24 protein-coding genes and 1 pseudogene are annotated in these 23010 nt (G+C 56.9%); 14 read left to right on the top strand and 11 right to left on the bottom strand.

The window, feature by feature from the left end:
- Window positions 1–61 precede the first annotated feature (61 nt).
- Together VMC84_RS10010 and VMC84_RS10005 are read right to left on the bottom strand one after the other, a co-directional pair.
- Complete coding sequence (locus tag VMC84_RS10010; RefSeq protein ID WP_325380183.1) at window positions 62–256, bottom strand: DUF5350 domain-containing protein; 195 nt, start codon at window positions 254–256, stop codon at window positions 62–64.
- A 668-nt stretch (window positions 257–924) separates the two neighbouring features.
- A pseudogene (locus VMC84_RS10005) lies at window positions 925–2226 on the bottom strand (hydroxymethylglutaryl-CoA reductase, degradative); the annotation flags it as partial.
- Between the two features lie 80 nt (window positions 2227–2306).
- Here VMC84_RS10005 and VMC84_RS10000 point away from each other — a divergent pair.
- The 3 genes from VMC84_RS10000 to VMC84_RS09990 all read left to right on the top strand — a co-directional run bounded on the left by VMC84_RS10000 (window position 2307) and on the right by VMC84_RS09990 (window position 7553).
- The gene (locus VMC84_RS10000) at window positions 2307–3434 is read left to right on the top strand and encodes a winged helix DNA-binding domain-containing protein (protein WP_325380181.1); all 1128 of its coding nucleotides are present in this window, start codon (window positions 2307–2309) and stop codon (window positions 3432–3434) included.
- Between the two features lie 169 nt (window positions 3435–3603).
- The gene (ileS, locus tag VMC84_RS09995) at window positions 3604–6921 is read left to right on the top strand and encodes an isoleucine--tRNA ligase (protein WP_325380179.1); all 3318 of its coding nucleotides are present in this window, start codon (window positions 3604–3606) and stop codon (window positions 6919–6921) included.
- Complete coding sequence (locus VMC84_RS09990) at window positions 6918–7553, top strand: 6-hydroxymethylpterin diphosphokinase MptE-like protein (protein WP_325380177.1); 636 nt, start codon at window positions 6918–6920, stop codon at window positions 7551–7553. Before ileS ends, VMC84_RS09990 begins: the two co-directional genes overlap by 4 nt.
- 2 nt (window positions 7554–7555) lie before the next feature.
- On the opposite strand, the gene VMC84_RS09985 is transcribed toward VMC84_RS09990, so the two are convergent.
- From VMC84_RS09985 to VMC84_RS09960, 6 genes are all read right to left on the bottom strand, one after another.
- The gene (locus VMC84_RS09985; RefSeq protein WP_325380175.1) at window positions 7556–8011 is read right to left on the bottom strand and encodes a hypothetical protein; all 456 of its coding nucleotides are present in this window, start codon (window positions 8009–8011) and stop codon (window positions 7556–7558) included.
- 152 nt (window positions 8012–8163) lie between these two features.
- Complete coding sequence (gene asd, locus VMC84_RS09980; protein ID WP_325380173.1) at window positions 8164–9198, bottom strand: aspartate-semialdehyde dehydrogenase; 1035 nt, start codon at window positions 9196–9198, stop codon at window positions 8164–8166.
- 12 nt (window positions 9199–9210) lie between these two features.
- Window positions 9211–9399, bottom strand: a complete 189-nt coding sequence (locus tag VMC84_RS09975) for a 4Fe-4S binding protein (protein WP_325380171.1) — start codon at window positions 9397–9399, stop codon at window positions 9211–9213.
- Between the two features lie 453 nt (window positions 9400–9852).
- A complete protein-coding gene (dapB, locus tag VMC84_RS09970) occupies window positions 9853–10620 on the bottom strand; it encodes a 4-hydroxy-tetrahydrodipicolinate reductase (protein WP_325380169.1) in 768 nt (255 codons plus the stop codon).
- A gap of 21 nt (window positions 10621–10641) precedes the next feature.
- Complete coding sequence (dapA, locus tag VMC84_RS09965) at window positions 10642–11571, bottom strand: 4-hydroxy-tetrahydrodipicolinate synthase (protein ID WP_325380167.1); 930 nt, start codon at window positions 11569–11571, stop codon at window positions 10642–10644.
- Window positions 11571–11768 carry a 30S ribosomal protein S17e gene (locus VMC84_RS09960; RefSeq protein WP_325380165.1) on the bottom strand — a complete coding sequence of 66 codons (198 nt, stop codon included), beginning with the start codon at window positions 11766–11768 and terminating at the stop codon, window positions 11571–11573. Before VMC84_RS09960 ends, dapA begins: the two co-directional genes overlap by 1 nt.
- Window positions 11769–12106: 338 nt before the next feature.
- Here VMC84_RS09960 and VMC84_RS09955 point away from each other — a divergent pair, with 338 nt between their 5' ends.
- Both VMC84_RS09955 and VMC84_RS09950 read left to right on the top strand, forming a co-directional pair.
- Window positions 12107–13045, top strand: a complete 939-nt coding sequence (locus VMC84_RS09955) for a glycosyltransferase (protein WP_325380163.1) — start codon at window positions 12107–12109, stop codon at window positions 13043–13045.
- The gene (locus tag VMC84_RS09950; protein WP_325380161.1) at window positions 13046–14167 is read left to right on the top strand and encodes a glycosyltransferase family 4 protein; all 1122 of its coding nucleotides are present in this window, start codon (window positions 13046–13048) and stop codon (window positions 14165–14167) included.
- A 376-nt stretch (window positions 14168–14543) separates the two neighbouring features.
- Here the strand turns inward: VMC84_RS09950 and purC are convergent, their stop codons facing one another.
- The gene (gene purC / locus VMC84_RS09945) at window positions 14544–15257 is read right to left on the bottom strand and encodes a phosphoribosylaminoimidazolesuccinocarboxamide synthase (protein WP_349256769.1); all 714 of its coding nucleotides are present in this window, start codon (window positions 15255–15257) and stop codon (window positions 14544–14546) included.
- Between the two features lie 169 nt (window positions 15258–15426).
- On the opposite strand from purC, the gene hypB reads away from it, so the two are divergent.
- The 3 genes from hypB (at window position 15427) to VMC84_RS09930 (ending at window position 18130) form a co-directional block, all read left to right on the top strand.
- Complete coding sequence (gene hypB, locus VMC84_RS09940; protein WP_325380157.1) at window positions 15427–16077, top strand: hydrogenase nickel incorporation protein HypB; 651 nt, start codon at window positions 15427–15429, stop codon at window positions 16075–16077.
- Window positions 16078–16554: 477 nt separating this feature from the next.
- Window positions 16555–17265, top strand: coding sequence for a 4Fe-4S double cluster binding domain-containing protein (locus VMC84_RS09935; RefSeq protein WP_325380155.1), 711 nt, complete (start codon window positions 16555–16557; stop codon window positions 17263–17265).
- Between the two features lie 457 nt (window positions 17266–17722).
- Window positions 17723–18130 carry a hypothetical protein gene (locus VMC84_RS09930; RefSeq protein WP_325380153.1) on the top strand — a complete coding sequence of 136 codons (408 nt, stop codon included), beginning with the start codon at window positions 17723–17725 and terminating at the stop codon, window positions 18128–18130.
- 29 nt (window positions 18131–18159) lie between these two features.
- Here the strand turns inward: VMC84_RS09930 and VMC84_RS09925 are convergent, their stop codons facing one another.
- Entirely contained in the window at window positions 18160–18519 is a 360-nt protein-coding gene (locus tag VMC84_RS09925) for an OB-fold nucleic acid binding domain-containing protein (protein WP_325380151.1), read from the bottom strand.
- Window positions 18520–18635: 116 nt separating this feature from the next.
- Between VMC84_RS09925 and VMC84_RS09920 the strand changes: the two genes are divergently transcribed.
- The gene (locus VMC84_RS09920) at window positions 18636–19076 is read left to right on the top strand and encodes a flavodoxin domain-containing protein (RefSeq protein WP_325380149.1); all 441 of its coding nucleotides are present in this window, start codon (window positions 18636–18638) and stop codon (window positions 19074–19076) included.
- Here VMC84_RS09920 and VMC84_RS09915 read toward each other — a convergent pair.
- On the bottom strand, window positions 19073–19807 hold the full coding sequence (locus VMC84_RS09915; protein ID WP_325380147.1) for a V4R domain-containing protein: 735 nt from the start codon (window positions 19805–19807) through the stop codon (window positions 19073–19075). The two genes, VMC84_RS09920 and VMC84_RS09915, sit on opposite strands and share 4 nt — an antisense overlap.
- 221 nt (window positions 19808–20028) lie before the next feature.
- Between VMC84_RS09915 and hcp the strand changes: the two genes are divergently transcribed.
- The 5 genes from hcp to VMC84_RS09890 are packed head-to-tail and all read left to right on the top strand — an operon-like array spanning window position 20029 to window position 22994.
- Window positions 20029–21645, top strand: a complete 1617-nt coding sequence (hcp, locus tag VMC84_RS09910; protein ID WP_349256768.1) for a hydroxylamine reductase — start codon at window positions 20029–20031, stop codon at window positions 21643–21645.
- A 33-nt stretch (window positions 21646–21678) separates the two neighbouring features.
- A complete protein-coding gene (locus tag VMC84_RS09905; protein WP_325380142.1) occupies window positions 21679–22029 on the top strand; it encodes a HEAT repeat domain-containing protein in 351 nt (116 codons plus the stop codon).
- A 38-nt stretch (window positions 22030–22067) separates the two neighbouring features.
- The gene (locus VMC84_RS09900) at window positions 22068–22292 is read left to right on the top strand and encodes a heavy-metal-associated domain-containing protein (RefSeq protein WP_325380140.1); all 225 of its coding nucleotides are present in this window, start codon (window positions 22068–22070) and stop codon (window positions 22290–22292) included.
- A 5-nt stretch (window positions 22293–22297) separates the two neighbouring features.
- The gene (gene rd, locus VMC84_RS09895; RefSeq protein WP_325380138.1) at window positions 22298–22459 is read left to right on the top strand and encodes a rubredoxin; all 162 of its coding nucleotides are present in this window, start codon (window positions 22298–22300) and stop codon (window positions 22457–22459) included.
- A 1-nt stretch (window position 22460) separates the two neighbouring features.
- Complete coding sequence (locus VMC84_RS09890; RefSeq protein ID WP_325380136.1) at window positions 22461–22994, top strand: ferredoxin domain-containing protein; 534 nt, start codon at window positions 22461–22463, stop codon at window positions 22992–22994.
- Window positions 22995–23010 lie beyond the last annotated feature (16 nt).

The raw sequence follows: 23010 nt of genomic DNA, 5'->3' as shown, positions 1-23010 counted from the left end.
GACATTAATAAAACGAGTAAGGCTCCCGAGAGAGCCGAACGCGACGAAAAGAAAGTTATGATTATTTCTTACTCTTGGACTTCACGCCGAGCACGTTCTTCTTGGAACGGGTAAGGATGCGGCGGACAAAGCCCTTGGAGTCGTATCTCTGGCCGGGTCCCGGCTTGCCCGCGACGGAGTCGCCCTTAGGAACAAGGCGCATCTGACCCTTGCGGCCGCGGATCTGGACCCATTCAACGCTTCCAGTCTTTCCCATGCTGAATCACCGCCTTGACATAGCACATACTCGTATTAATACGTTGCGGCGATTTACACCACCGGGCCACAGTCAGTAGTTCCGTATTTGCAATATAATCGTTTGTCGTTGTTTTCGCTTTTCGCTGATTTGTTCTGTTTTTTATTTGTGACTCACGTACAGCCCTTCGGTTTTTAAACACGAAGACGAGAAACAAATCAGCGAACGATGCTTATAGCATAAGCGGCAGAAAAAACAAGCACGGAACTACTGTCTGTGAGTCTCCCGTGTGCTCCGTGCCCCTGTGGTTAAGGACACTCAAAGACGGCATAACGGAAAAGCGAAACTAAAAATTATTATCACCCTAAAAACGCGTAAGAGGCATTAATTTTTAATCATTTTAAAATTTTATAATAATCTAAGGTTTATCAGCCACTAAGATTATTAAAAAATGAATTGGTGCAGCTTGGTGTAAACTCCGTGCCGCCTGGTGATATATAAAAAAATTGGTGCGGCCTGGTGTTATCCTGGTGTGGTTGAAATAAGAGTGCTTATTAGCGGCACCAAGTTTACACCAGGCTCACCAAAATATAATATCATCACCAGGCAGCACCAATATTTAAAAATAAACTTAGAGTCCCCCAAGGCTGAATAAGTCTATATTTTAGAGTGGCTTAAATAAAAAAGGATTAGTGGGCTTTGGTAAACTGCTCGAGCAGCTCCTTAGCCCTGTCCGCCCGGACCTTCTTCTCCTTCACCATCGCCTCGGCTACCTTATCGATGAGGTCCCCGACCGCTCCGGCCTGGATGGCCACGTTGCGGGAGTGCAGCTGCATATGGCCGCGCTGGATGCCCTCGGTGGCGAGCGCCCTCAGCGCCGCGAAGTTCTGGGCCAGGCCCACCGCGGCCATGACCTCGCCCAATTCAGAGGCCGTCTTGACGCCCAGGATCTTCACGTTCGCCTTCGCCGTGGGGTGCGATGCGGTTGCGCCTCCCACGAGACCCACGGCCAGCGGGAGCTCGATCGTGCCCACCAGGTCGCCGTCGGCGTTCTTCTCGTAAATAGACAAAGGCTTGTAAGTGCCCGAAATTGATGCATAGGCGTGCGCCCCGGCCTCGATGGCCCGGGTGTCGTTGCCCGTTGCCAGCGTAACGGCGCTGATGCCGTTCATGATACCCTTGTTGTGGGTGGCCGCCCGGTACGGGTCCACGAGCGCGAACTCGTACGCCTTTACGATGGCGTCCACGACGTCCTCGCCGCCGATGGCCTCCTTCGAGAACACGGCGCGGGCCCGCATGAGCCGCCTATCCGCTAAGTTCGAGATGATACGCAAATACACTTTGCCGCCGGTGATCTTCTCCAGGTACGGGCCGACGGTCTCCGCCATGGTGTTCACGGCGTTCGCGCCCATGGCGTCCCGGCAGTCGACGATCAAATGGACGATCAGCATCGTGTCGCCGGGCTTGTTCGGGACCTCCTTGACGTAGGCTTCCACGTCCTTGCAGCCGCCGCCGAACTTCACTAAAATCGGGTCCACGGCGTTGGCCATGTCCACGATGCTGCCCTTCTCGCTCAGCACGGAGAACCTGGCACTGTAAGGGTCCTTGATGCCGGTGACCTGGATGAGGCCGCGCATGACGGGGCCGGTGCTGCTGGTCCTGAAGCCGCCCTTCTCCCGGGCCATCTTGGCCGCGTTTGATGCGGCCGCGATGACGGACGGCTCCTCGATGGCCATGGGGACCAGGTAGTCCTTCCCGTTAACGAGGAAATTCACGGCCACGCCCAGCGGAACGGGCATGACGCCGATGACGTTCTCGACCATGCGGTCGACCTGCTCCTGCTTCAGGGCGCCCGTGTTACCTAAGGTCGCGGCCTCCTCATCCGAAAGGCCCGCATACTGTTTCACTGCGCCAAGCCGCTCCTGCGGAAGTAACTTATAAAAGCCAGATATCTTTGAAGTCTTTTCCATCTCGAAGTCTCCATTACGGTAAAGGAAGCATGGGCCTCAATAGTTAAAAACCTAATCGTAGCGCGATACCTAGATGCTGGATAAGGTCAAAACGTTCTCTGATGCTCGAGAAAGAGGCAGTAAACCGTTTTGTCATGGCGAAGAGCCACCTGCTGTCAGGCACGAAGCTGGACAGCGCCGGAGCCGTACTGCGTGACCTAGCGGCCCTGGACGCCAACAACCTGGACGACGCCTACTACAGCATGTACCTCCGGGTGAAGCGCTTCGATGTCGAGGCATTCGAAAAAGGCCTGTACCGGGGAAATAGCATGGCCCGGGTGAAGGGGCTCAAGAACTACATGCAGATCGTGCCTCAGGAGTGCTTGCCAGCGGTCTTTACGCTCTCGAAAAAAGACCGCGAGGCGGCTGCCCGTAACCTGCTGAGCACATGGGGCATCCCGGATGACGAGTACCGAAAGGTCGGCAGTAAGCTCCTGGAAGAGCTGGACGCGAAGGAGAAGACGCTCGTTCAGCTAAAGAAAGGTCTCACGACCGTATCGCGGGAGATCGTCAAAAAGCGCAAGGAGAAAGCCATGAACGTCTCGGTCATCGCCCAGGCCATGCAGGATAGGTGGATACTGCTCCGGGGCGGTATAGGCATTCGCCCGGGAGAGAATCCGGGCCGGTTTTCCGCCTTCAAGAACCGCTTCAACCTGAAGCTGGACATGGACGTTAACGAGGCGCTCTCGCTGCTGGCGAAAAGGTACGTGAAGACCTGCGGGCCGGTGGGCGCCGAAGACCTGGCCTGGTGGGCGGGCGTCACGGTGAATGAGGCGTCGAGGGCACTCGGCTCGCTCGATAACGTCGAGACCGTGGAGATCGAGGGGGCCGGGGGCCGGTACTTCATCGACAAAAGGGACATCGGCCTCATTGGCGAAGCGTTCAAAGAGCCGTCCGTGCTCTTCCTTCCCCGGGACGACCCTTACGTGAAGGCATACTATAACGATGCGCGCTTCGTGCCCGGGGGCCGCGATATCATGACGAAGTTCGGGGAGTCGAAGAGCGTCGTCCTGGTCAATGGCACAGCATGGGGTACGTGGAGCCTGGAAATAGACCACATGTCTGATGTTTGCCGTATCGAGTGGTTCGGTGGCCACCCAGAAGTCCCGGAGGAACTGGCCGAGGCCGCAGCGCAGGACGCGGGCAGGTTCTATACCGGCGGCACGGTCGAGGTCAGGCCTAATACATAAGGTTTAAATATTGTACGTGTCATTAACATACGGTGCACTTATGCTAGCGTGGGATCGTTTTATTGGCCGGCGTGGCCTTTTTCTATGATGATCTTAGCCCCATGGCAAAAAGTACCGTATCCGATTTATCGATAGTTTTTCATCATTCTAGCGCAGGCGAGGAATAGACGTGATACAGGAAGAGAAAGAGCAGTATAATGGCAAGGCGATCGAGGCTCAGGTAGACCAGTTCTGGAACTCGACCGATGCATATCATAAGACCAGGGCGCTGAGGAAAGGCAACAAGAAGTTCTATTTCGTGGACGGCCCGCCCTACACGACGGGGCGCATCCATCTCGGCACGGCCTGGAACAAGATCATCAAGGACTCCGTTCTCCGCTATCGCAGCATGAACGGCTTCGATCTGATGGACAGGGCCGGCTGGGATATGCATGGCCTCCCCATCGAGGTCAAGGTGGAAAGCCTGCTGGGCTTCAAGACAAAGAAGGACATCGAGAACTTCGGCGTGGCCAGGTTCACCGAGGAGTGCAAGACCTTCGCCATCAAGAATATGCACGAAATGACGGGCCAGTTCAAGAAGCTCGGCGTATGGATGGACTGGGACGACCCGTACATGACGCTCAAGAACGAGTACATCGAGGCGGCCTGGTGGACGATAAAAAAAGCCCATGAGAAAAAGCTCCTCGAGCGCGGGCTCCGGAACGTCAACTGGTGCCCCCGCTGCGAGACGGCCATCGCCGACTCCGAGGTCGAGTACGCGGACCGGATGGACGACTCCATCTACGTTAAATTCCCCCTCAAGGACCAGGAAGGCTTTTTAGTCATATGGACGACCACGCCCTGGACCATCCCCGCCAACATGGCCGTCGCCGTAAACAAGGATTTCACGTACGCCCAGGTCTATGCGCTCCCCGGGCCAGTGCTGGAGGATGCCTCGCGGGCCGCCGGCCTGGACCCCGCCACTCTCGTTGACAGGCACTCCGACGGCACGCCCAGGCCCATGCGCTTCGCCGACAAAGTGGCAAAAATGAAAGAGGCGATAGGCGCTGCAAAACTCGACGCGCTCTACGCGGAGCACGGCGAGAGGCTCATCATGATGGAGGGCCTCATCGAGGGCGTCATGAAGCTCGGCCGCTACGGCGACTATCGCGTTTTGAAGACCATGCAGGGCGAAGAGCTCAAAGGCCGACGGTATAAACACCCGCTGGAAGACCTCGTCCCCTGCCAGAAGGACACTGAGCATAAGGTGTACCTGGCCGACTTCGTCGTGGGCGAGAACACGGGCCTGGTGCACATCGCCCCGGGTCACGGCTTAGACGATTTCGAGCTGGGCATGAAGGAGGGCATACCTGTTTTCTGCCCGGTGAAGCCCAACGGCGCCTTCGCGCCGGAGGCGGGCGCCTATGCGGGCATGAACATCCGGGACGCCAACTCCAGGATCCTGGACGACCTGCGCGCCAGGGGACTGCTGCTCGGGGCCACGGAGATCACCCACCGCTACGGCCATTGCTGGCGGTGCAAGACGCCCATTATTTTCATGACCACTGACCAGTGGTTCATCGCCGTAAGTAAAATAAAAGAGCCCATGCTCGCCGAGGTGAGCCGGGTGAGCTGGTACCCGTCCTGGGCAGGCTCCTCGCGGTTCTACGACTGGGTGAGCGGCGCCCGCGACTGGTGCATATCCCGGCAGCGCTACTGGGGCATACCCATTCCCATCTGGAAGTGCGAGAAGTGCGGCAGCATCGACGTGATCGGTACGAAGGAGGAGCTGGAGCACAAGACCGGCGTAAGGATGGAAGATCTACACCGTCCATTCGTCGATAGCGTGTTCATGGAGTGCGAGTGCGGAGGCCGCATGAAGCGCGTCGAGGACATCTTCGACGTCTGGTTCGACTCGGCCGTGGCGTCCTGGGCCACGCTCAGGTTCCCCCAGCGGAAGGACCTCATGGACTGGTGGCCGGCCGACTTCATCGTCGAGGGCCACGACCAGACCCGGGGCTGGTTCTACTCACAATTAGGCGCCGGCATGGTGGGCTTCGGCAAAGCGCCATACAACTCGGTCTGCATGCACGGCTTTACTTTAGATGACCAGGGCCGCAAGATGTCCAAGAGTTTAGGAAATGTTGTCGCCCCCGAGGAAGTGCTGGAAAAGTTCGGCGCCGATGCGCTCAGGCTTTACGTGCTATCGCAAAGCGCCCCGTGGGAAGACCTGAGCTTCTCCTGGGAAGAGTGCGGCAACGTGTACCGGACGCTCAACATCTTCTGGAACGTCTACCGGTTCCCCCTGCCATACATGGTGCTCGATACGTTCGACCCGGTAAAGACGACCTACGATTCCGTTAAGGGCCATCTCCGGGTCGAGGACCGCTGGATCATGTCGAGGCTTCAGGCCGTCATAAAAGAAGTGAACGACGGCATGGCCGGCTATGAGCTGCACCGCTCCACCAGGGCGCTCATCGGCTTCATCCTCGACGACCTCTCCAGATGGTACGTCCAGCTCTCCCGGGAGCGGACGTGGGTCGAGGCCGACGACCCGGACAAGCTCGCGGCCTACTGGGTCCTGTACCATGCCCTCTCGACGACTGTGAAGCTCATGGCGCCGTTCACGCCTTACGTTGCAGAGCGCATGTACCAGAACCTGGTGAGGAACTCGGAGCCTTCCGCCTGGGAGTCGGTTCACATGTGCGACTGGCCGGCGGTGAACACGGGCCTGCTGGACGAGCAGCTTAACAAAGACATGGACGTGGCCCGGAAGATCGTGGAGGCCTCGTCCAACGCCCGCCAGAAGGCAAAGCGGAAACTCCGGTGGCCCGTGAAGAAGATCACGGTCTCCCCGGACAGCGAGGAGACATCGACCGCCGTCCGGGACCTCACGAACGTCGTCCGTGAGCAGACCAACGCCAAGGAGATCGTTTTACTGGGCGTCGGCGCGGTTAATCCGGATTTGGGCGTCGAGGTCGTGCCAAACCCCAAGGTCATCGGCCCCGCTTTCAAGGGCGAGGCCGGCAAGGTCATCGCCACGTTAAAGTCGGCCGACGGCCGGGTCGTGAAGTCCTCGGTCGAGAAGAATGGCAGGTTCGTGCTGACGCTGGCCGGCGGCGAAGTCGATGTAACGCCCGAAATGGTGAGCTTCCGGGACGTCATCCCCGAAACTCTGGCCATGGGCGAGTTCCCCGGAGGCAAGCTCTACGTGGACGTCGAGCTCACGCCGGAACTGGAGGCGGAAGGATATACGCGGGAACTCATCCGCCGCATCCAGGACATGAGAAAAGACATGAAGCTGAACGTCGAGGACAGGATCAAGGTCGAAGCATACGTCGGGGACGACCGCGTGAAAGGCCTGGTCGCCGGCATGAAGGGCCTTATCATGAACGAGGTCCGGGCTTCAGGCCTGGAATTCAAGGACGATAAGAGCGTATCGGGTACCCTCGTGAAGGAATGGGATGTCGAGGGCATTCCGATGAGCATAGGCATCGAGAAAGTATGAAGTTCGAGGAGTGGGAGCCCTACTATCGGGCCATACTGGATGATTTCGGGTGGACCCCCGAAGGGGACGAGGAGGCAGCCCGGCTGCTCTCCTCCATGCTGCCGGAGGACACGCCCTGCCTGGATAAAGTGAAAGAGCTCATCCACGGCAAGGACATCATCGTCTGCGGCAAGGCGCCTTCGCTCCAGGAGGACATGGCGAATGTGGACTGGTGGTATAAGTATACCGTGATCGCCGCCGACGGCGCAGTGTCCACTTTGCTAGACCAGGGCATCGTGCCAGATATCGTAGTCTCCGATCTCGACGGTAAGCACGAGGACCTCCTTGAAGCAGACTCCCTGGGCTCCATCATACTGGCCCACGCCCACGCCGACAACGCAGAAGCAGTCAGGTCCCTGGTCCCGAAGCTTAAGCATGTAGCTGGCACTACCCAGGCAAGGCCGTTAAAGAACGTCTACAACTTCGGCGGGTTCTCGGACGGCGACAGGTGCGTGTTTTTAGCGAAGGAGTTCGGGGCGAAGAGTATAAAAATAATAGGCTTCGACCTGGACGATACGAAGGTCACGCCTAAAAAGCTTAAAAAATTAAAGTGGGCCAGGAAACTTCTGGGCGTCCTGGGCATCAGGCTCTGATTTTAAGGCATCTTCGCCACTAAGGACGCGTATAAGGCACCGCCTATGGCGGCCAGGATGACGACGACGATCACCCATACGGGCATGCACAGGCAGGATATCATGCCGCTTCCCATGGAGCCCACCATGCTCGATGGAACGCCGTAATCCGTCAGGCTGGAGTACACGCCTCCCATGATCAAGGGCCTTATAAAAGCGATGACGATCCGTACGACACCATCGATGATCCCCGCAACGAGGCCCGCGGCGGCGGCCGTTAGTGCCGCATTGCTGAGGTTATTTAGCAAGGGCCTGGCATACTTTACGGCTAGCGCGCCCGTGCCTGCCGCGATAACGACCTCCGCCAGGAACAAAAGGCACGATATGCCTCCCACTGCCAGCGAGATGCCCGCACGATACCCTGTCCCATAATTTATCCAGTCGACGGCAAGGGATAATATTGAGCATATGACGAGCAAAATACCGCCAATTACGCCTGCTTTAATTGCGTGATTGTATTTTTCCTCCATATAAAACACCTAACCCAATATACGCATTGAATATAATAAATAATTGTCTAAACGCTTGAGTAACTAAAACGTGCTCTTAAAAACAAGAAAAATAATAGGGCTTACAGGTAGCCCTTTTTCTTGAGCACTTCCGCATTCAGGATGCTGGCGCCCGCGGCGCCCCTGACCGTGTTGTGCCCAATGCACACGTACTGTATGGCGTTGTCCGGTCCCGCCCTGATTCGGCCCACGGACACGCTCATGCCCCTTCCCTGGTTCCGGTCCAGCCTGGGCTGCGGCCTGTCCGGCTCATCTCTTACGATGATGGCCTTCTTCGGCGACGTGGGCAGGTCCCCCAGCTTCGGGTCGAACTTGAGCAGGGCGTTCTTCACCTGCTCGGGGGTCGGGTTCTTCTTCGAGCGCATCCAGACGGACATCGTGTGGCCGTCCATGACAGGCACGCGGTGGCAGGCGGCGCTCACCCAGAACGGGGCATTGACGACCTGCTTTCCGTCGAATTCGCCCAGAAGCTTCTGAGTCTCCGTCTCCATCTTGTGCTCCTCGCCGCCGATGTACGGTATGACGTTGTCCATGATGGCCATCGAGGACACGCCCTCGTAGCCCGCGCCGGACACGGCCTGCATCGTCGCGACGTGAATGTTCTCGATGCCGAACTTCATGAGCGGCTTGAGCGTCATGACCATCATGATGGTGCTGCAGTTCGGGTTCGTGACGATGAAGCCATCCCACTTGCGCTTCTTCTTCTGGATATCGATGAGCCCCAGGTGCTCCGGGTTGACCTCCGGAATGAGGAGCGGGACGTCCTTTTCCATGCGGTGTGAGCTCGCGTTGGACGAGACCACGAAGCCCGCCTTCGCGAAGTCCTCTTCGATGGTGACCGCCTCTTCGGCGGGCAGGGCCGAGAATACGATGTCGGCGTCGACCTTCTTCGGCTTAGTCGAGACGACGGTGATGTCCTTAACCTTCTCCGGGAGGTCGGTATCCAGCCTCCATTTCGCCACTTCACCGTACTTCTTGCCGGCGCTCCGCTCCGATGCGGCCAGCGCCGTTATCTCGAACCACGGGTGGTCCGCCAATAGCTGGACGAACCGTTGTCCCACGGCCCCCGTCGCGCCTAATATTCCGGCCTTGATCATATTTTACACCTTTTACTTTGTCTTCTCTTTTACCAGCTTAATGGCCTCCGTCGGGCATGCCGCGACACAGTCGCCGCATTCCTGGCAGCGGTCCTCGTCTACTTTCGCTATCTCGTCGACCAGCTCTATTGCCGCCTCGGGGCACGCGTCCACGCACGTCCCGCAGCCGACGCATGTATCCTTATCCACTTTTGCAACCATAATTATTCACCGGATAAATGTTGTATGTTAGGTTAGGCATATTACTTAAAATTTATCCGGCTAAGCGGTGCTATGCCGTTTAAAACGTTGACAAGGCCCTATAAAAAATAATAAGTTTCTCAAAGACTTTTCAGCCACGAAGTTACGCTAAGTGGGCCTGAAGCTGCACTAAGATATTTTAATATATTAAAAAAGTTGGTGCCGCCTGGTGTAGCCCTGGTGCCGCCTGGTGATATAATATAAGATTGGTGCGGCCTGGTGTAAACTTGGTGGGGTTGATGCAATAGTGATTATAAGCGGCACCAGGGCTACACCAGGCGGCACCAAATATAATTAATTTTTTTAGAGCATCTTTGAGCCAGCTTCGCGTCGCTTCGTGGCTGAAAAAGTCTTTATGCCGCTTAATACTTTTAGTGAGGCTTATCTGCGCTTGTATACTAAAAAAATGTTTACCTATTGTTTGACCATGTCAGACATGGAGTACAGCCCCGGCTTCTGCGCCACGATCCACCGGGCGGCCTTGACCGCGCCGGAAGCGAAGGCGCTTCTCGAGTGCGCCTGGTGCTTGATCTCGATGCGCTCGCCATCACAGGCGAAAAGCACGGTGTGGTCGCCTACGATGTCCCCGCCCCGGACGGCGTGGATTCCTATTTCCCTGCCCCGGGGTACGACACCCTCGCGCCCGTATACCAGCTGTGGCTTTTCTTTGAGAGCGCCCGAAATGACCTCGGCGGCCTTCAGGGCAGTGCCGCTGGGCGCGTCCTTCTTCTTGTTATGGTGCGCCTCGATGATCTCGATGTCGCAGCCCTCGAGACCCCCGGCCGCTTCCGCCAGAAGCTTGAGGAATACCTGGACGCCGACAGAAAAATTCGGGGAGATGATGGCGGCGACGTTGCCTTTTTTTATGGCGTCGGCCATCTCCCTCTTCTGGGCCTCGTCGAAGCCCGTGGTGCCGACGACCGGCCGGACGCCGTTCGAGGCCGCGGCCTTCACATTGCTCACCGCTGCCGCGGGCATCGTGAAGTCGATCAAGACGTCGGGCCTGACCGCCTTTAGGACCTTATCGATATCCTTCACGCTGGAGACCTTAATGGGCCCGACCTGCCGGCCTTCCGCCAGGTCGAAGCCTGCGACGAGCTCCATGTCGGGCTGAGCGAGGACGATATCCGTGACCATCGTCCCCATCCTGCCGTTTATGCCCGTTATAGCTACCCTCACCATATGCTCACCCTTAAACTAAGCCTATTTTTTCACTTTTACGGCGATCTTCTTTTTCATTACACCCAGCTTCTCCATCATGGCCTGGAGCTTCTTCTGGTTCTCCGGCGCCATGGTGGTCAGGGGCGCCCTCAGCGGGCCCGCGGCAAGGCCCATCATGTTCGCCGCGGCCTTAACCGGTATGGGGTTGGTCTCGATGAACAGGCCCCGCATGATCGGCGCCAGCCGGTAGTAGACTTCCAGCGCCTTCTTCTGGTCGCCCTTTAAGTAGTAGCCGACCATATGGCTGACCTCTTCCGGGAGCACGTTCGCCGCCACGGAGACGACGCCCATGCCGCCGTAGGACATGATCGGTATGGTCAGGTTGTCGTCGCCCGAGAGCACCGTGAATTTTTTCCTGTTGTCTCTCGTGAGCTCGATGATCTCGGCCGTCTGCGCCGGGCTGCCGCTGGCTTCTTTGATGCCGACGATGTTGTCGATCTTCGCAAGCTGGGCCACGATGGAGGGCTTCATATTGATGCCCGTCCTGGACGGCACGTTGTAAAGGATGATAGGGATGTCGACCTTCTCGGCGACGGTCGTGTAGTGCAATATCTGCCCCGCGTCGCCGGGCTTGTTATAATAGGGAGTAATGAGCATCGCGGCCGATGCGCCCGCGTCCTTCGCGTACTGCGTGAGCTCGACAGCTTCGCGCGTGTTGTTAGAACCGCTGCCTCCGATGACCGGGACCCGGCCGTTCGCCTGGTCCACCGCCGCCTCTAAAAGCCGCTTCTGCTCGTCAAAGCTGAGGGTGGCCGCCTCGCCCGTGCAGCCGCACGGCACGATGCCGGAAACGCCGCCCCCGATGACGTAATCAATGTTATTCCTGAAGCCCGCGATGTCTACCTCGCCATTTTTCTTGAAAGGAGTGATCAGGGCCGGGTAAACGCCCTTTAACTCACCCTTGAGCTTCATTATTTCCTCCTTGCCTTGGAGCTGACTTTCCTCGTGACGTAACCGGCTACGCGGTTCCGGAGCGCTTTGCTCTCGACGCCCGTCAGCTTCTCGACCTGGGCCTTGTTCGCGTTAAAGTCCGCGGTGAACTCGCCCGGGTACTGCCTCAGCAGCGCGTCGACGGTGCTCTTGATATAGGTCTGCCTTATACTTCCCAACGTTCAACCTCCTTTTTTATTTTATGCCCTGCGGCAGTCAAGCCATGTGAGCATACGTGTTTGTCGATATTGCTATTCACTATGCGCTCATGCTATTTAACTATGTTTTTTGGCCGGGACTGTTCGGGCGTCGTGATTTAGCGTCTTACCTGCATTTATAGCTTTGCTCGCGGGCTTACGGTCGGCCGGCAAAAAAATAAACATTAATTTGGCAAGCCTGGCCCTATTCTACCGCTTACACGCCGGCAAACACTTTTATATTATCTTATATAACCTCTAGATAGGAATAGGTATATATGGGATACGGTTCATCGAGTAGCACGGGTGCGGTATCGAGTATGGCCGGAATTGCGAGCCTTGAAAAGCCCCAGGTGGCCTCTAAGGAAAAAACTCTTAAAATATCTGTTATCATACCCACGATGAACGAGCCCGCCATCAGCAAGGTCGTGGACGACGCCCGGCAGGCCCTCCGGCACTTCGATACGGAGATCATCGTCGTGGATAAGTCCATCGACGATACCCCGAGGAAGGCGAAAAAGGCGGGGGCCATCGTCGTGCCGCAGAGCGACGTCGGCTATGGCAACGCCTACGCGGTGGGATTCAGCTCCGTGGCGCACGATGCCGATATCGTCGTCATGATGGACGGCGACAACACCTATGACGCATACGAGATACCCATGCTCATCGATCCCATTGTAAACGGCCAGGCGGACGTGTGCCTGGGCAACCGGTTTGCCCGCATGGAGCCGGGCGCCATGAACGCCCGCAACCGCATCGGCAATCAGTTGATCACGGGTGTCATCAACACGCTATACAGGCTAAAGCTCAAGGACTCCCAGACCGGGTTCCGGGCGCTCAGGAAAACCGCCCTCGACGCCCTCGAGATGACCGACGACGGCATGCCCTTCGCGAGCGAGATGATCATCGACGCCCGGAAGAAGTCCATGCGCATCGTCGAGGTGCCGATCACGTATCGCCAGCGCATGGGCGAGGCGAAGCTCAAGGCCTACAAGGACGGCTCGCTCATCTTTAGCCTCATCATCCGCATGGTGCGGGACTATAACCCGTTCGCCATATTTCTGACTATTGGCTTGATACTCATACTGGGCTCCTTACTCTCGGGCAGCTATGTCGTCTACGAGTGGCTCACCCGGGGGATCATTACCCACCTCGCGCTGACCATATTATCGGCCATGCTTTTCATGGGCGGCATCCAGGTGATCTCCTTCGGGCTGCTGGCCGACATCATCATTACGGCGCTTCGAGTGAAGCGCTAGATGCCCATGAAGATCGCCTTCGTCTCGGACGTCGTCTACCCGTATATCAAGGGCGGCGCGGAAAAGCGCTTTTATGAGTTTTCCACGCGGCTCAGCGAAGGGAACGAGGTCCACGTTTTCAGCATCCAGTGGTGGGACGGGGCCCCGTTGCTCGTCAGGGACGGCATCACTTACCACGGCGTCTGCAGGCCTAAAAAGCTATATTCCGGCGGCCGCCGCTCCGTCCGGGAAGCGCTGGCGTTCGGGATGGCGCTCATCGTCCCGCTGCTCAGGGAAAAGTTCGACGTCATCGACTGCAACCAGCACCCGTACTTTTCCATATTTCCATGCAAGCTGGCCTCCATGCTCCGCGGCGGCCGGCTTTACGTCACCTGGCACGAGGTCTGGGGCGACTACTGGTACGAGTACATGGGCCCGATGGGCTTTTTCGGGAAGCTCGTCGAAAAGGTCACCACAAAGCTGGCGGACCGCATCATCGCCGTATCGGAAGGCACGGCGGCCGCGCTCGAGCGCCTGGGCGTGAAAAAGGAGCGCATCGCGGTCGTTCCGAACGGGGTATCCGCCGCCGCCATCGGGAGCGTCCCGCCCGGAAGCGAGCCCGTAGACGTCGTATTCGCGGGCCGGCTCATCCGGGACAAGCACGTGGACGTCCTGCTCCGGGCGTGCGCCGCCGTCTCTCAAAAAATGCCGCTCAGCGTGCTCGTCATCGGCGAAGGGCCCGAGCGGTCATCCCTGGAGGCCCTGGCGGCCGGGCTGCCGGTCAGCGTAACCTTCACGGGCGCCGTCGACGACAGGACGCTGCTGTCCTCCGTCAAGGCGTCCCGGCTCTTCGTCCTGCCCTCCACGCGGGAGGGGTTCAGCATCGTCACGCTGGAGGCGCTGGCCTGCGGCGTGCCCGTGATCACGGTCAGCGACGAGAAAAACTCCGCCCGGGAGCTCGTCCAGGACGGCGTAACGGGCCGCATCGTAGGCCCGGGAGAAAAGGAGCTGAGCGAGGCGATCGTCGATCTTTTAGGCGATGACGCCCGGCGCCTGAAGATGGCGTCGCAGTGCGCCCCCGCCGCGCTCAATTACGACTGGGACCGGCTAAGCGAGCGCCTGCTCGAGTGCTACGCGAAATAGTGCTGTGTTGAGTATTTCATTTTAAGCGCACGGAGTGTACGGAGACACTATTTTTCACCACGGAGGCACAATGGGCACAATGGCTCACAAAGTCTTTTTTATAATTAAGATACAAAGGGCACAGAGCCCGGTTCATTGACATCAGGGCACGAAGGTGACAATGGCACGATGGAATGAACATGATAGCACTTTTTCCATGGTGCCTTTGAGCCTTATAACATAAAAAGCGTGCCTTTGAGCCCTTTGTAACTTACATATAAAAAAGACTTCGTGGACCATTGTGCCATTGTGCCTCCGTGGTGAAAATAGAGTCCTCCGTGCCCTTATTAAGCTTAAAATACTAGAGTAATTCAACACAGTAAAAAATTAGAAAAAGTTACTTGAAGATCTCGGGGGCGATGAGGTGGGCCGCCGCGTCATAAGCCGTGAGCAGGTCGCCCTTGTCGAAGCGGAACACGTCCTTGTCCAGGCTCTGGCGGGTGTCCTTCTTCCAGAGGCGCATGGTGTCTGGCGATATCTCATCGGCTACGACGATCTTCTTGTCCACTTTTCCGAACTCCAGCTTGAAGTCCGGCAGGAGCAGGCCTCTCTCGTCGAAGAACTTCTGGAGTATCTCGTTGACGCGGAGCGATATCTTCCTGATCTTCCGCAGTTCCTTGTCCGTGGCGATGCCCAGGGCGATGGCGATGTCGTCGTTGAGCATGGGGTCGTGGGACGCGTCGTTCTTGTAGTCCATGACGATGATGGGCGTTTCGAACTTCGTGCCCTCCGGGAACTCGTACTTCTTCACGATAGACCCGGCAGCGTAATTCCTCGGGATGACCTCGATCTTGATCATGTCGCAGGCGTGCACCAGCATCTCGTCCTCCGAGACCATCTTGATGTAGTGGGTGCTGATGCCATTGTCGGCGAGCAGCTTGAAGAGTTTCGCCGATATCTGGGCGTTGTAGTAGCCCTTACCTTTCATGTTCGCTTTTTTTACCCCGTCGCCCGCCGTCACGTCGTCCCTGAACTTGACGACGTAGCGCTTCGGATCCGCCGTGGCGTAGACCGTTTTTGCCTTGCCGCTATATAGTGCGTCCCCTTTGATCATGATCTTTCACCCCTAATATGATTCATTTTAATGAACGAAACAATTTGATATTTTGTTCATACAAGGCGATTTTTGCTTATAAAGTTTCACATAATACACGTGCTGGCGACAAATATTTATTACACAAATCTGAACTATGCATGATTCTTATCATAAGGTGAAATTCTTGCACAAAGTCGAAGTCAATGTAGGCGCCAACGTCACGGAGGCCAACCGCAGAGAGGCGGAAGAGAACCGTGAGCACCTGGACGAGCACGGCGTAAAGTCGATAGATATACTGGGAGCCGTGGGCTCGGGGAAGACCATGCTCATCGAGAAGCTGACGCCCGTATTAAAAAAGCGGGGAGTCAAGGTCGGCGCCATCGTGGGCGACTGCTACGGCGACGACGATTACCAGCGCATCCACGCGCTCGATATACCGACGCAGAACCTGAACACGGGCACCGAATGTCATTTAGACGCACACATGGTACACCACGCGCTCCATAAGCTGCCCCTGGACGACATCGATTTCCTGTTCATCGAGAACGTCGGCAACATGGTCTGCCCCACGGACTTCCCGGTCGGCAGCCACAAGCGGGTCGTCATCGTGAGCGTTACGGAAGGCGACGACGTAGTCAACAAGCACCCAGCCATCTTCCGGGAGTGCGAGATCGGCATCATCAACAAGGTGGATTTGGCCGAGGCGGTCGGCGCGAGCGTCGAGAGAATGGAAAAGGACATGAGGCGCCACAACTCGAACATCAAGATATTAAAGACGAACCTGAAGAAGGGCCTGGGCGTCGAAGAGCTGGCCGACCTGCTTTTGAAGAACTAAGTATTTGTATGATGACTGCCCATTAAAAACTATAAACCTATAAAGAGGTGAGCATGTATGGCAGGATGTGGATGTGGATGCGGCAGCAGCACTAAGCCCAAGACCGCCGCAAAGGCGACGAAGAAGGCTGCGCCCAAGAAGAAATAACTCTTATTTTTTCATTATGGGGCTGATAAGCCCCGCTATTTTATTATTGCCTGTTACCAGAACGGCCAGAAGCCGCCACAGAACCGCGATGCCCAGAAGTTGAGCGAGCCAAGGCCAAGGGGCCCTACGCCGAACGGGCCGCTGAATGGAAACGGAAACATGCATCATCCCCCGATGATGTATCTTGCAGTATACGATGTGATAAGGCTATTTGCGGTAATAACGGAAAGTGCAAGCCATGTGTAAGCGCCCGCAAACGGCATGCCTGCGCCTGGCGGTCATAAAGATTCGGTCATAAAGATTATTTGTGCGAAGCACGTTGAAACGCGCATGGACCTGTACTCCGTGCTGGAAAAATGCGCGATGGACGAGGGCGCTGACTTTTTCGGCGTGGCCGACCTGGCGCCCGCCCGGGAGGCTATCCTCGCTCAGGGAGGCGAGGCCCTGGCAGGATATCCCCTGGCAATATCCCTGGGCATCAAGCTGTTAGACCCCCTGGTGGACCAGTTACCTGAGAGGCATAAAAGGGCCGTGGCCGTCAGCTACAGGATGCACTGCTACGATGTCATCAACCAGCGGCTTGACCTGATGGCCTCGAAGCTCTCGGGAGTCATCCAGCGCTCGGGGTATAAGGCATTCCCGGTGCCATCATCGATGAGAGCTGATGACGAAAAGATATGCGCCGTGTTCTCCCATAAGATGGCCGCGCACCTGGCCGGCCTCGGATGGATAGGAAAAAGCTGTTTACTTGTCACTCCGGAAGCCGGCCCGAGGGTACGCTGGATCACGATACTGACCGACGCGCCGCTGAAAGCGGGCACGCCGATGGCCGTGCGGTGCGGCGACTGCCGCGAGTGCGCCGACGTGTGCCCGGTCAAAGCGTTCACAGGCAGAAATTTTGTGGAAACCGAGCCCCGGGAGGCACGTTATGACGCGCGCCGGTGCGAAAAGTACCTGAAGGGGCTGGAAACGTCCACGGGCTATGCCGTCTGCGGTATGTGCCTTTACATTTGTCCCTTTGGCAAAAAAGTCGAAAAATAATATAACGACACACCGTGACCTCAGCCACGGCCCATTAAGAAAGAATAAGAATGCACGAACACGGTTTAAGCCTCAAAGTTACTCGAAGCTGGCTCTAAGTTCTCTAAGACTTATTAAAATCGTTGGCGCGGCTTGCTAGCACTTTTTTCAACCCCCACCAAGTTTACACCAGGCCGCACCAATTTTTTTAAAATATTTGCTGTGCCGAATATGCCCTTTTAAGTCTCAGAGTGTCCTCCGTGCTCTTAAAAAGCTTAAAATACGGGAGTCGTTCAACACAGCAAAAATATTTAATAATGTCTTCGTGTAGATTCAAGCCCGCTTAGAGTAACTTCGTGGCTGAAACAGTTTAAGAATTCTTATTATATTTTAGAGGAGCTTGTAAAGTAATTACTCTCGCCCCGCTCATCCGTAAGCCTTAAACCTCTTTAGTGTATGGTAACAACGCTGGAGGAATATGGACCACATCGTTTACCTGAATACGGCGGCGGAGATAAGCCAGCTTCTGAGCGGCGAGAAGACCCTGCTCGCGAGGGCGTCAATGGGCAAGAAACGGCCCTATGGCCGCGTGGCGGAAGGCGATAGCCTGTTCTTCCTGAACGGGTTCAACCCGAAAGTCAAGGCCATGGCCATGGTCAAGAGCGCCGTAAGCGCAGAATCCCGGGAGTTAGCGCCGGATATCCGTAAAAGCTATGGAAAAATACTGGCGCCCGCCCCGCAGCGGGAACTCCTGAACCGGCGCTATGTCATCCTGATCGAGCTGGAAAAGGCCAGGCCCATCGTGCCTTTTTCCCTTTCGGATAATATCCATGGCTCGCCCGGGGACTGGGTAGTCGTCGAGAACATCGACGAGGCCATATCCTGAAAGATCGGCTAAATAATTTTTTGAGTCTTTTATAGAGGCTTTATCTTTTCCGCGACGACCTCTTTTTGCCCTTTAAACGTCTGCACCAGGCCTGTGGCCTCGATCTCGCTGCCGGGCTTCGTGCGGTTGGCCGCCTCGTAGGCGTCGCTGGCGGCCGGCACGAAGACGTCCAGGGGCCCCGCATCGGTCTTCACGCTCAGGACGATGTGGCCGCCCTGGTAGGTGTTTTCTTTCGATAGCACGGGCCCGCTGACCGTGACCCTCGTGCCGTTCGGCGAGTCGTAGGAGTAGTGCGTACTGGCGCCCGTTAGTAAAAACAAGGCGCCGATGGCGGCGAGGGAAAGGGCCAGGATTATCAGCGTTGCCAGCTCTTCATTCTGTATACGCATGATAAACAATAGACGCCCATGCAAATAATTGTTTTCATTAAATTGAAAATTACATACGATGTGCCCCCTACCAAAGCTATTAGTGCATAAAAACCAGAATATCAGATGGTGCGAATATGACAGACGTGATCATCATCTACGATTCAAAGACCGGCAACACGGAGAAGGCTGCGCGGGAGGTCCTCGGCGGCGTGAAGGAGAGCGGCGCCAGCGTCGAAATAAAGAGGGTCGACGATGCGACCGTGCAGGACCTGAGCAACGCGAAAGGCATCATCCTGGGCTCGCCCAACATTTACAGTAATTATACGGGGAAGATGAGGGAGCTCGTTGACTCGAAGCTGGCGCAGGCAAAGCCGTCGGACAAGGTCGGCGCCGCCTTCGGTACTTATAAGTGGAACACCGACAACCTCAAAAACCTGGAGAACGACATGCGGTGGAAGGGCGTGCGCATCGTGAGCGAGGGGGTCTGCGTCCACAAGCACGCCGGCGGTGACGTGGCGAAAAAGCTCAGGGAGCTTGGAAAGAAGGTCGGGGAAGAGGCGAAAAAGGTCCCCTAGAATATTTTTATCAGGAACTTACAGTGGTGATGTCCCGTCCCGTAGCACTCCACTTCCTCGACGGAGCACTTCACCTTTAGCTTTTCTTCGATAATGGCTTCCAGTATACCCTCGTCCATGGAGCACTGCGTATGGCCGATGTCGGGCATGGTGCTGCAGTCAAAACAGTCGTCCACGATGATGGTGGGCACATCGCCTTTGACGGCCCGTACTATGCCCAGGCCCTGGGCCTCCCAGAACTGCGAGACTTCTTTTAGCAGGGCGCTGGCTGTCTTCGCCTTGAAGTGGGACGCCAGCACCCGGCCCACGTCCCGCCCGATCTTTTTCAGGGCCGGGCTGGTGTCGACGCCGTAGGACTCCATGCCGGAGCGGACTAGATGGAATAGCGACTTGAGAAAATCGTACTTGTTCCCGATGGTCGCGGGCACGGACTGCAGGATCTTGTCGTAATGGGCGCTTACCGGCATCTTCGAGCTGACTAAAAGGTCAGTGTTAAGGCCGAAATACTTCTTACGGTGGTCCCGGGAATCGACGCGCTTATACACCAGGCCCATGTTTAGAAGGTCGTTGAGGTGCACCGACATCGTGGAGCGGGCCTTGCCGCAGACCTCGATCAGCTCCTCGAAGGTGAGCTCCCGCTCGGCTAATTTTTGCAGTATCTTATTTTTGATAGGGCTCTCGATGGCAATCATTCCCTTCTTCGTGGAGTATATCTCGACCTGGTTTCGCATCAACTGTTAACATGCTCGACCCTGTATAAATAAGTTCGCTGTTAACGAACTGTTCGTTAATTACGAACTTATTTTTACCAAAAAAGAGATTATATCACCAATATCTATTTATAATTAGTACGTATACATACGAACTAATAATAACTGTAACGAGTATTATACATACGAACTAATAATAACTGTAACGAGTGACATGGAGGTAAAAGATGGCTGCAACGAGCATGTTTTGTTATCAGTGCGAGCAGACTGCGAACGAGAAGGGCTGCACCAGGATGGGCGTGTGCGGCAAGACCGCCGACGTGGCGGCGCTGCAGGACCTGCTGGTCTACGCCCTGAGGGGCCTTGCCGAGGTCGCCGCTGAGGCCCGCAAGGCCGGCGTAGTGGACCCCGATGCTAACCGATTTACGGTGAATGCGCTGTTCTCGACGCTCACCAACGTCGACTTTGACCCGGCCAGGTTCCCGGAGCGCATTAGCCGCTGCGTGGAACTGCGGGAGAGCTTAAGGAATAAGGCAAAGCTAGGCGAATTAAATGGGGCGGCCGCGTTCAGGCCGGCAAAGGACCTGACCGGCCTGATCGACCAGGGCACGAAGGTAGGCCTCATGTCGGACACGTTCTCCCCCGACGAGAATATCCGGTCCTTACAGCACACGACCCTGTACGGCATCAAGGGCGTGGCGGCGTACGCGGACCACGCGCAGATCCTGGGGCAGGAAGACGATAAGGTATATGCCTTTATTCACGAAGGCCTGGCCGCCTTAAGTAATAAGAACCTCGGCCTCAACGACTGGGTGGGCCTGGCGATGAAGTGCGGCGAGATCAACATCCGCACCATGGAGCTGCTGGACGCGGGCAATACGGGCACATACGGCCACCCGGTGCCCACTGCAGTCCCCCTGGGCGCGAAGAAGGGCAAGGCGATCCTCGTCTCAGGCCATGACCTTAAGGACTTAGAGGAATTATTAAAGCAGACCGAGGGCAAGGGCATCTACGTGTATACGCACGGCGAGATGCTGCCCACGCACGGCTACCCGGGCCTGAAGAAGTATAAGCACTTCTATGGCCATTACGGCACGGCCTGGCAGAACCAGGCAAAGGAGTTCGCCGCCTTTCCGGGCCCCATCGTGATGACCACCAACTGCATCCAGAAGCCCCGGGAGTCCTACCAGGCCAGCATTTACACCATGGGCCCGGTCGGGTGGCCCGGAGTCGTGCACCTAAAGGATCGTGATTTTAGCCCCGTGATCAAGAAGGCACAGGAGATGCCCGGATATCCCGAGGACGTGCCGGGCAAGAGCGTCATGGTCGGCTTCGCCCGGAACGCCGTGCTGGGCGTCGCCCCGGCGGTCATAGACGCGGTCAAGGCCGGCAAGATCAGGCACTTCTTCCTGGTCGGCGGCTGCGACGGCGTAAAGGCCAGCCGCAACTACTACACGGAGTTCGTGGACAAGGCCCCGAAGGATACCGTGATCTTGACGCTCGCCTGCGGCAAGTTCAAGTTCTTCGACCACGACCTGGGCGACATCGGCGGCATTCCTCGATTATTGGACGTCGGGCAGTGCAACGACGCCTACTCGGCGGTCAAGATCGCCATGGCGCTGGCGGACGCCTTCGGCGTCGGAGTGAACGACCTGCCGCTGTCCATAATCCTATCCTGGTATGAGCAGAAGGCTGCCGCAATACTGCTGTCGCTATTGTCTTTAGGCATCAGGGACATCCGCCTGGGCCCGAGCCTGCCGGCGTTCATCACGCCCGCAGTGTTCGACGTGCTGGTGAAGAACTTCAACATCATGCCCATCACCACGCCGGAGCAGGACCTGAAGACTATTCTGGGGTAGGATAACCGGGTGCTTCCTCCCCATTTTTCTTTTATGAGTTCATTGGAGGCCCTCTTAGAGGGGTTGAAAGACCAGGACCCGAAAGCCCGGAAAAAATCGGCTATCGAGCTAGGAGACCTAGGGTACCCCGGGGCCACAGAAGCGCTCATCACTCTGCTTGAAGACCCCGACGACGATGTGCGCCTGGAGGCCGTCGTGGCGCTGGGCAAGATAGGGGACCCGCGGGCGGTGGAGCCGCTCATCAAAAAGCTAAAAAGCTACGACTATTTTTACGTGCGGAAGAAGGCCGCGTACACGCTTTATACCTTCCTGAAGCAAGAGGGCCTCGACGATGCGCTGCGGCAGCAGATCCGTGCCCACTGGCGCTCGTGGTACCTGACCTGAAAAAAGTATATTGGCTATCATGCCCTTCTTTTCTTCGTATGGCCGATAAGAAGATCACCATCGTCATCGAAGGCATGCACTGTAACCACTGCTCCCAGGCCATCGCCGATGGGCTCAAGAAGCTCAAGGGAGTCAAGAGCGCCGACGTATTGTTCACCACGGGCAAGGCAAAGGTCGTCTACGATCCCGACGTCGTCAAGGTCGACCGGATGCTGGCCGTCGTCAAGGAGCTGGGCTACACAGTGAAGGGCACGAAGGAGTGATGCCGATGGATAAGTGGCAATGCATTCCCTGCGGGTATGTCTATGACCCGGAAAAGGGCGATCCCGACAATGGCATAGCGCCGGGAACTGCGTTCGAAGCCCTGCCCGAGGACTGGGTCTGCCCCCAGTGCGGCGCCTCAAAGGATCAATTCGAGAAGGTCGTTTGATATGATTACGAAGGGCAAGGACATGGAACAGAAGGCCGTCGAGGAAGTGGCGGCCCTCATGTGCGCGGCCGCCAGGACTGCCCCGAAGGGCAAGGGCGTGGACAATCTGCTGACGATGGTGGTCACGGGCAGGGATAAGGATAAGATCGCGAAGGAGATGCGCCGCGTTGCCGAAGAGAACAGCGCCGCTTTCTTCGCCAGGGACGCCGGCTGCGTGGACAGCTCGCAAGCCGTCGTGCTGCTGGGCCAGCGGCCCGTGCCGATCTACCTGCCGGTCTGCGGCTACTGTGGCTTCAAGGACTGTGCGGAGAACATCAAGCACAAGGGCGTATGCGCCATCAGCACGGGCGACCTCGGCATCGCCGCCTGCTCGGCGGCCGCCGTCGCGGGCCTGCACCACATCGACAACCGCATCATGTTCTCCGTCGGCAGGGCGGCTTTGAACCTGAAGCTGTTCAAGGACTCCGACATCAAGGAAGCCTACGGCATCCCGCTGAGCGTAACCGGCAAGAGCCCGTTCTTCGACCGGAAGTAGCCGGCCCTTCACTTCT

The organism is Methanocella sp. (assembly GCF_035506375.1).
GTDB lineage: Archaea > Halobacteriota > Methanocellia > Methanocellales > Methanocellaceae > Methanocella.
This window is presented reverse-complemented; position numbering and strand designations above follow the sequence as displayed.

What these genes read in the sequence shown, in the direction of transcription:
- rd (WP_325380138.1), top strand. Translation starts at nt 22,298, where the DNA reads ATGGATAAGTGGCAATGCATTCCCTGCGGGTATGTCTATGACCCGGAA.
- dapA (WP_325380167.1), bottom strand. Translation starts at nt 11,571, where the DNA reads ATGAAGCTCAAGGGTGAGTTAAAGGGCGTTTACCCGGCCCTGATCACT.
- asd (WP_325380173.1), bottom strand. Translation starts at nt 9,198, where the DNA reads ATGATCAAGGCCGGAATATTAGGCGCGACGGGGGCCGTGGGACAACGG.
- VMC84_RS09905 (WP_325380142.1), top strand. Translation starts at nt 21,679, where the DNA reads ATGAGTTCATTGGAGGCCCTCTTAGAGGGGTTGAAAGACCAGGACCCG.
- VMC84_RS09950 (WP_325380161.1), top strand. Translation starts at nt 13,046, where the DNA reads ATGCCCATGAAGATCGCCTTCGTCTCGGACGTCGTCTACCCGTATATC.
- dapB (WP_325380169.1), bottom strand. Translation starts at nt 10,620, where the DNA reads ATGGTGAGGGTAGCTATAACGGGCATAAACGGCAGGATGGGGACGATG.
- VMC84_RS10000 (WP_325380181.1), top strand. Translation starts at nt 2,307, where the DNA reads ATGCTCGAGAAAGAGGCAGTAAACCGTTTTGTCATGGCGAAGAGCCAC.
- VMC84_RS09900 (WP_325380140.1), top strand. Translation starts at nt 22,068, where the DNA reads ATGGCCGATAAGAAGATCACCATCGTCATCGAAGGCATGCACTGTAAC.
- VMC84_RS09915 (WP_325380147.1), bottom strand. Translation starts at nt 19,807, where the DNA reads ATGCGAAACCAGGTCGAGATATACTCCACGAAGAAGGGAATGATTGCC.
- VMC84_RS09930 (WP_325380153.1), top strand. Translation starts at nt 17,723, where the DNA reads ATGGACCACATCGTTTACCTGAATACGGCGGCGGAGATAAGCCAGCTT.
- VMC84_RS10010 (WP_325380183.1), bottom strand. Translation starts at nt 256, where the DNA reads ATGGGAAAGACTGGAAGCGTTGAATGGGTCCAGATCCGCGGCCGCAAG.
- VMC84_RS09925 (WP_325380151.1), bottom strand. Translation starts at nt 18,519, where the DNA reads ATGCGTATACAGAATGAAGAGCTGGCAACGCTGATAATCCTGGCCCTT.
- VMC84_RS09990 (WP_325380177.1), top strand. Translation starts at nt 6,918, where the DNA reads ATGAAGTTCGAGGAGTGGGAGCCCTACTATCGGGCCATACTGGATGAT.
- VMC84_RS09955 (WP_325380163.1), top strand. Translation starts at nt 12,107, where the DNA reads ATGGCCGGAATTGCGAGCCTTGAAAAGCCCCAGGTGGCCTCTAAGGAA.
- VMC84_RS09935 (WP_325380155.1), top strand. Translation starts at nt 16,555, where the DNA reads ATGGACCTGTACTCCGTGCTGGAAAAATGCGCGATGGACGAGGGCGCT.
- hcp (WP_349256768.1), top strand. Translation starts at nt 20,029, where the DNA reads ATGTTTTGTTATCAGTGCGAGCAGACTGCGAACGAGAAGGGCTGCACC.
- VMC84_RS09975 (WP_325380171.1), bottom strand. Translation starts at nt 9,399, where the DNA reads ATGGTTGCAAAAGTGGATAAGGATACATGCGTCGGCTGCGGGACGTGC.
- VMC84_RS09890 (WP_325380136.1), top strand. Translation starts at nt 22,461, where the DNA reads ATGATTACGAAGGGCAAGGACATGGAACAGAAGGCCGTCGAGGAAGTG.
- VMC84_RS09920 (WP_325380149.1), top strand. Translation starts at nt 18,636, where the DNA reads ATGACAGACGTGATCATCATCTACGATTCAAAGACCGGCAACACGGAG.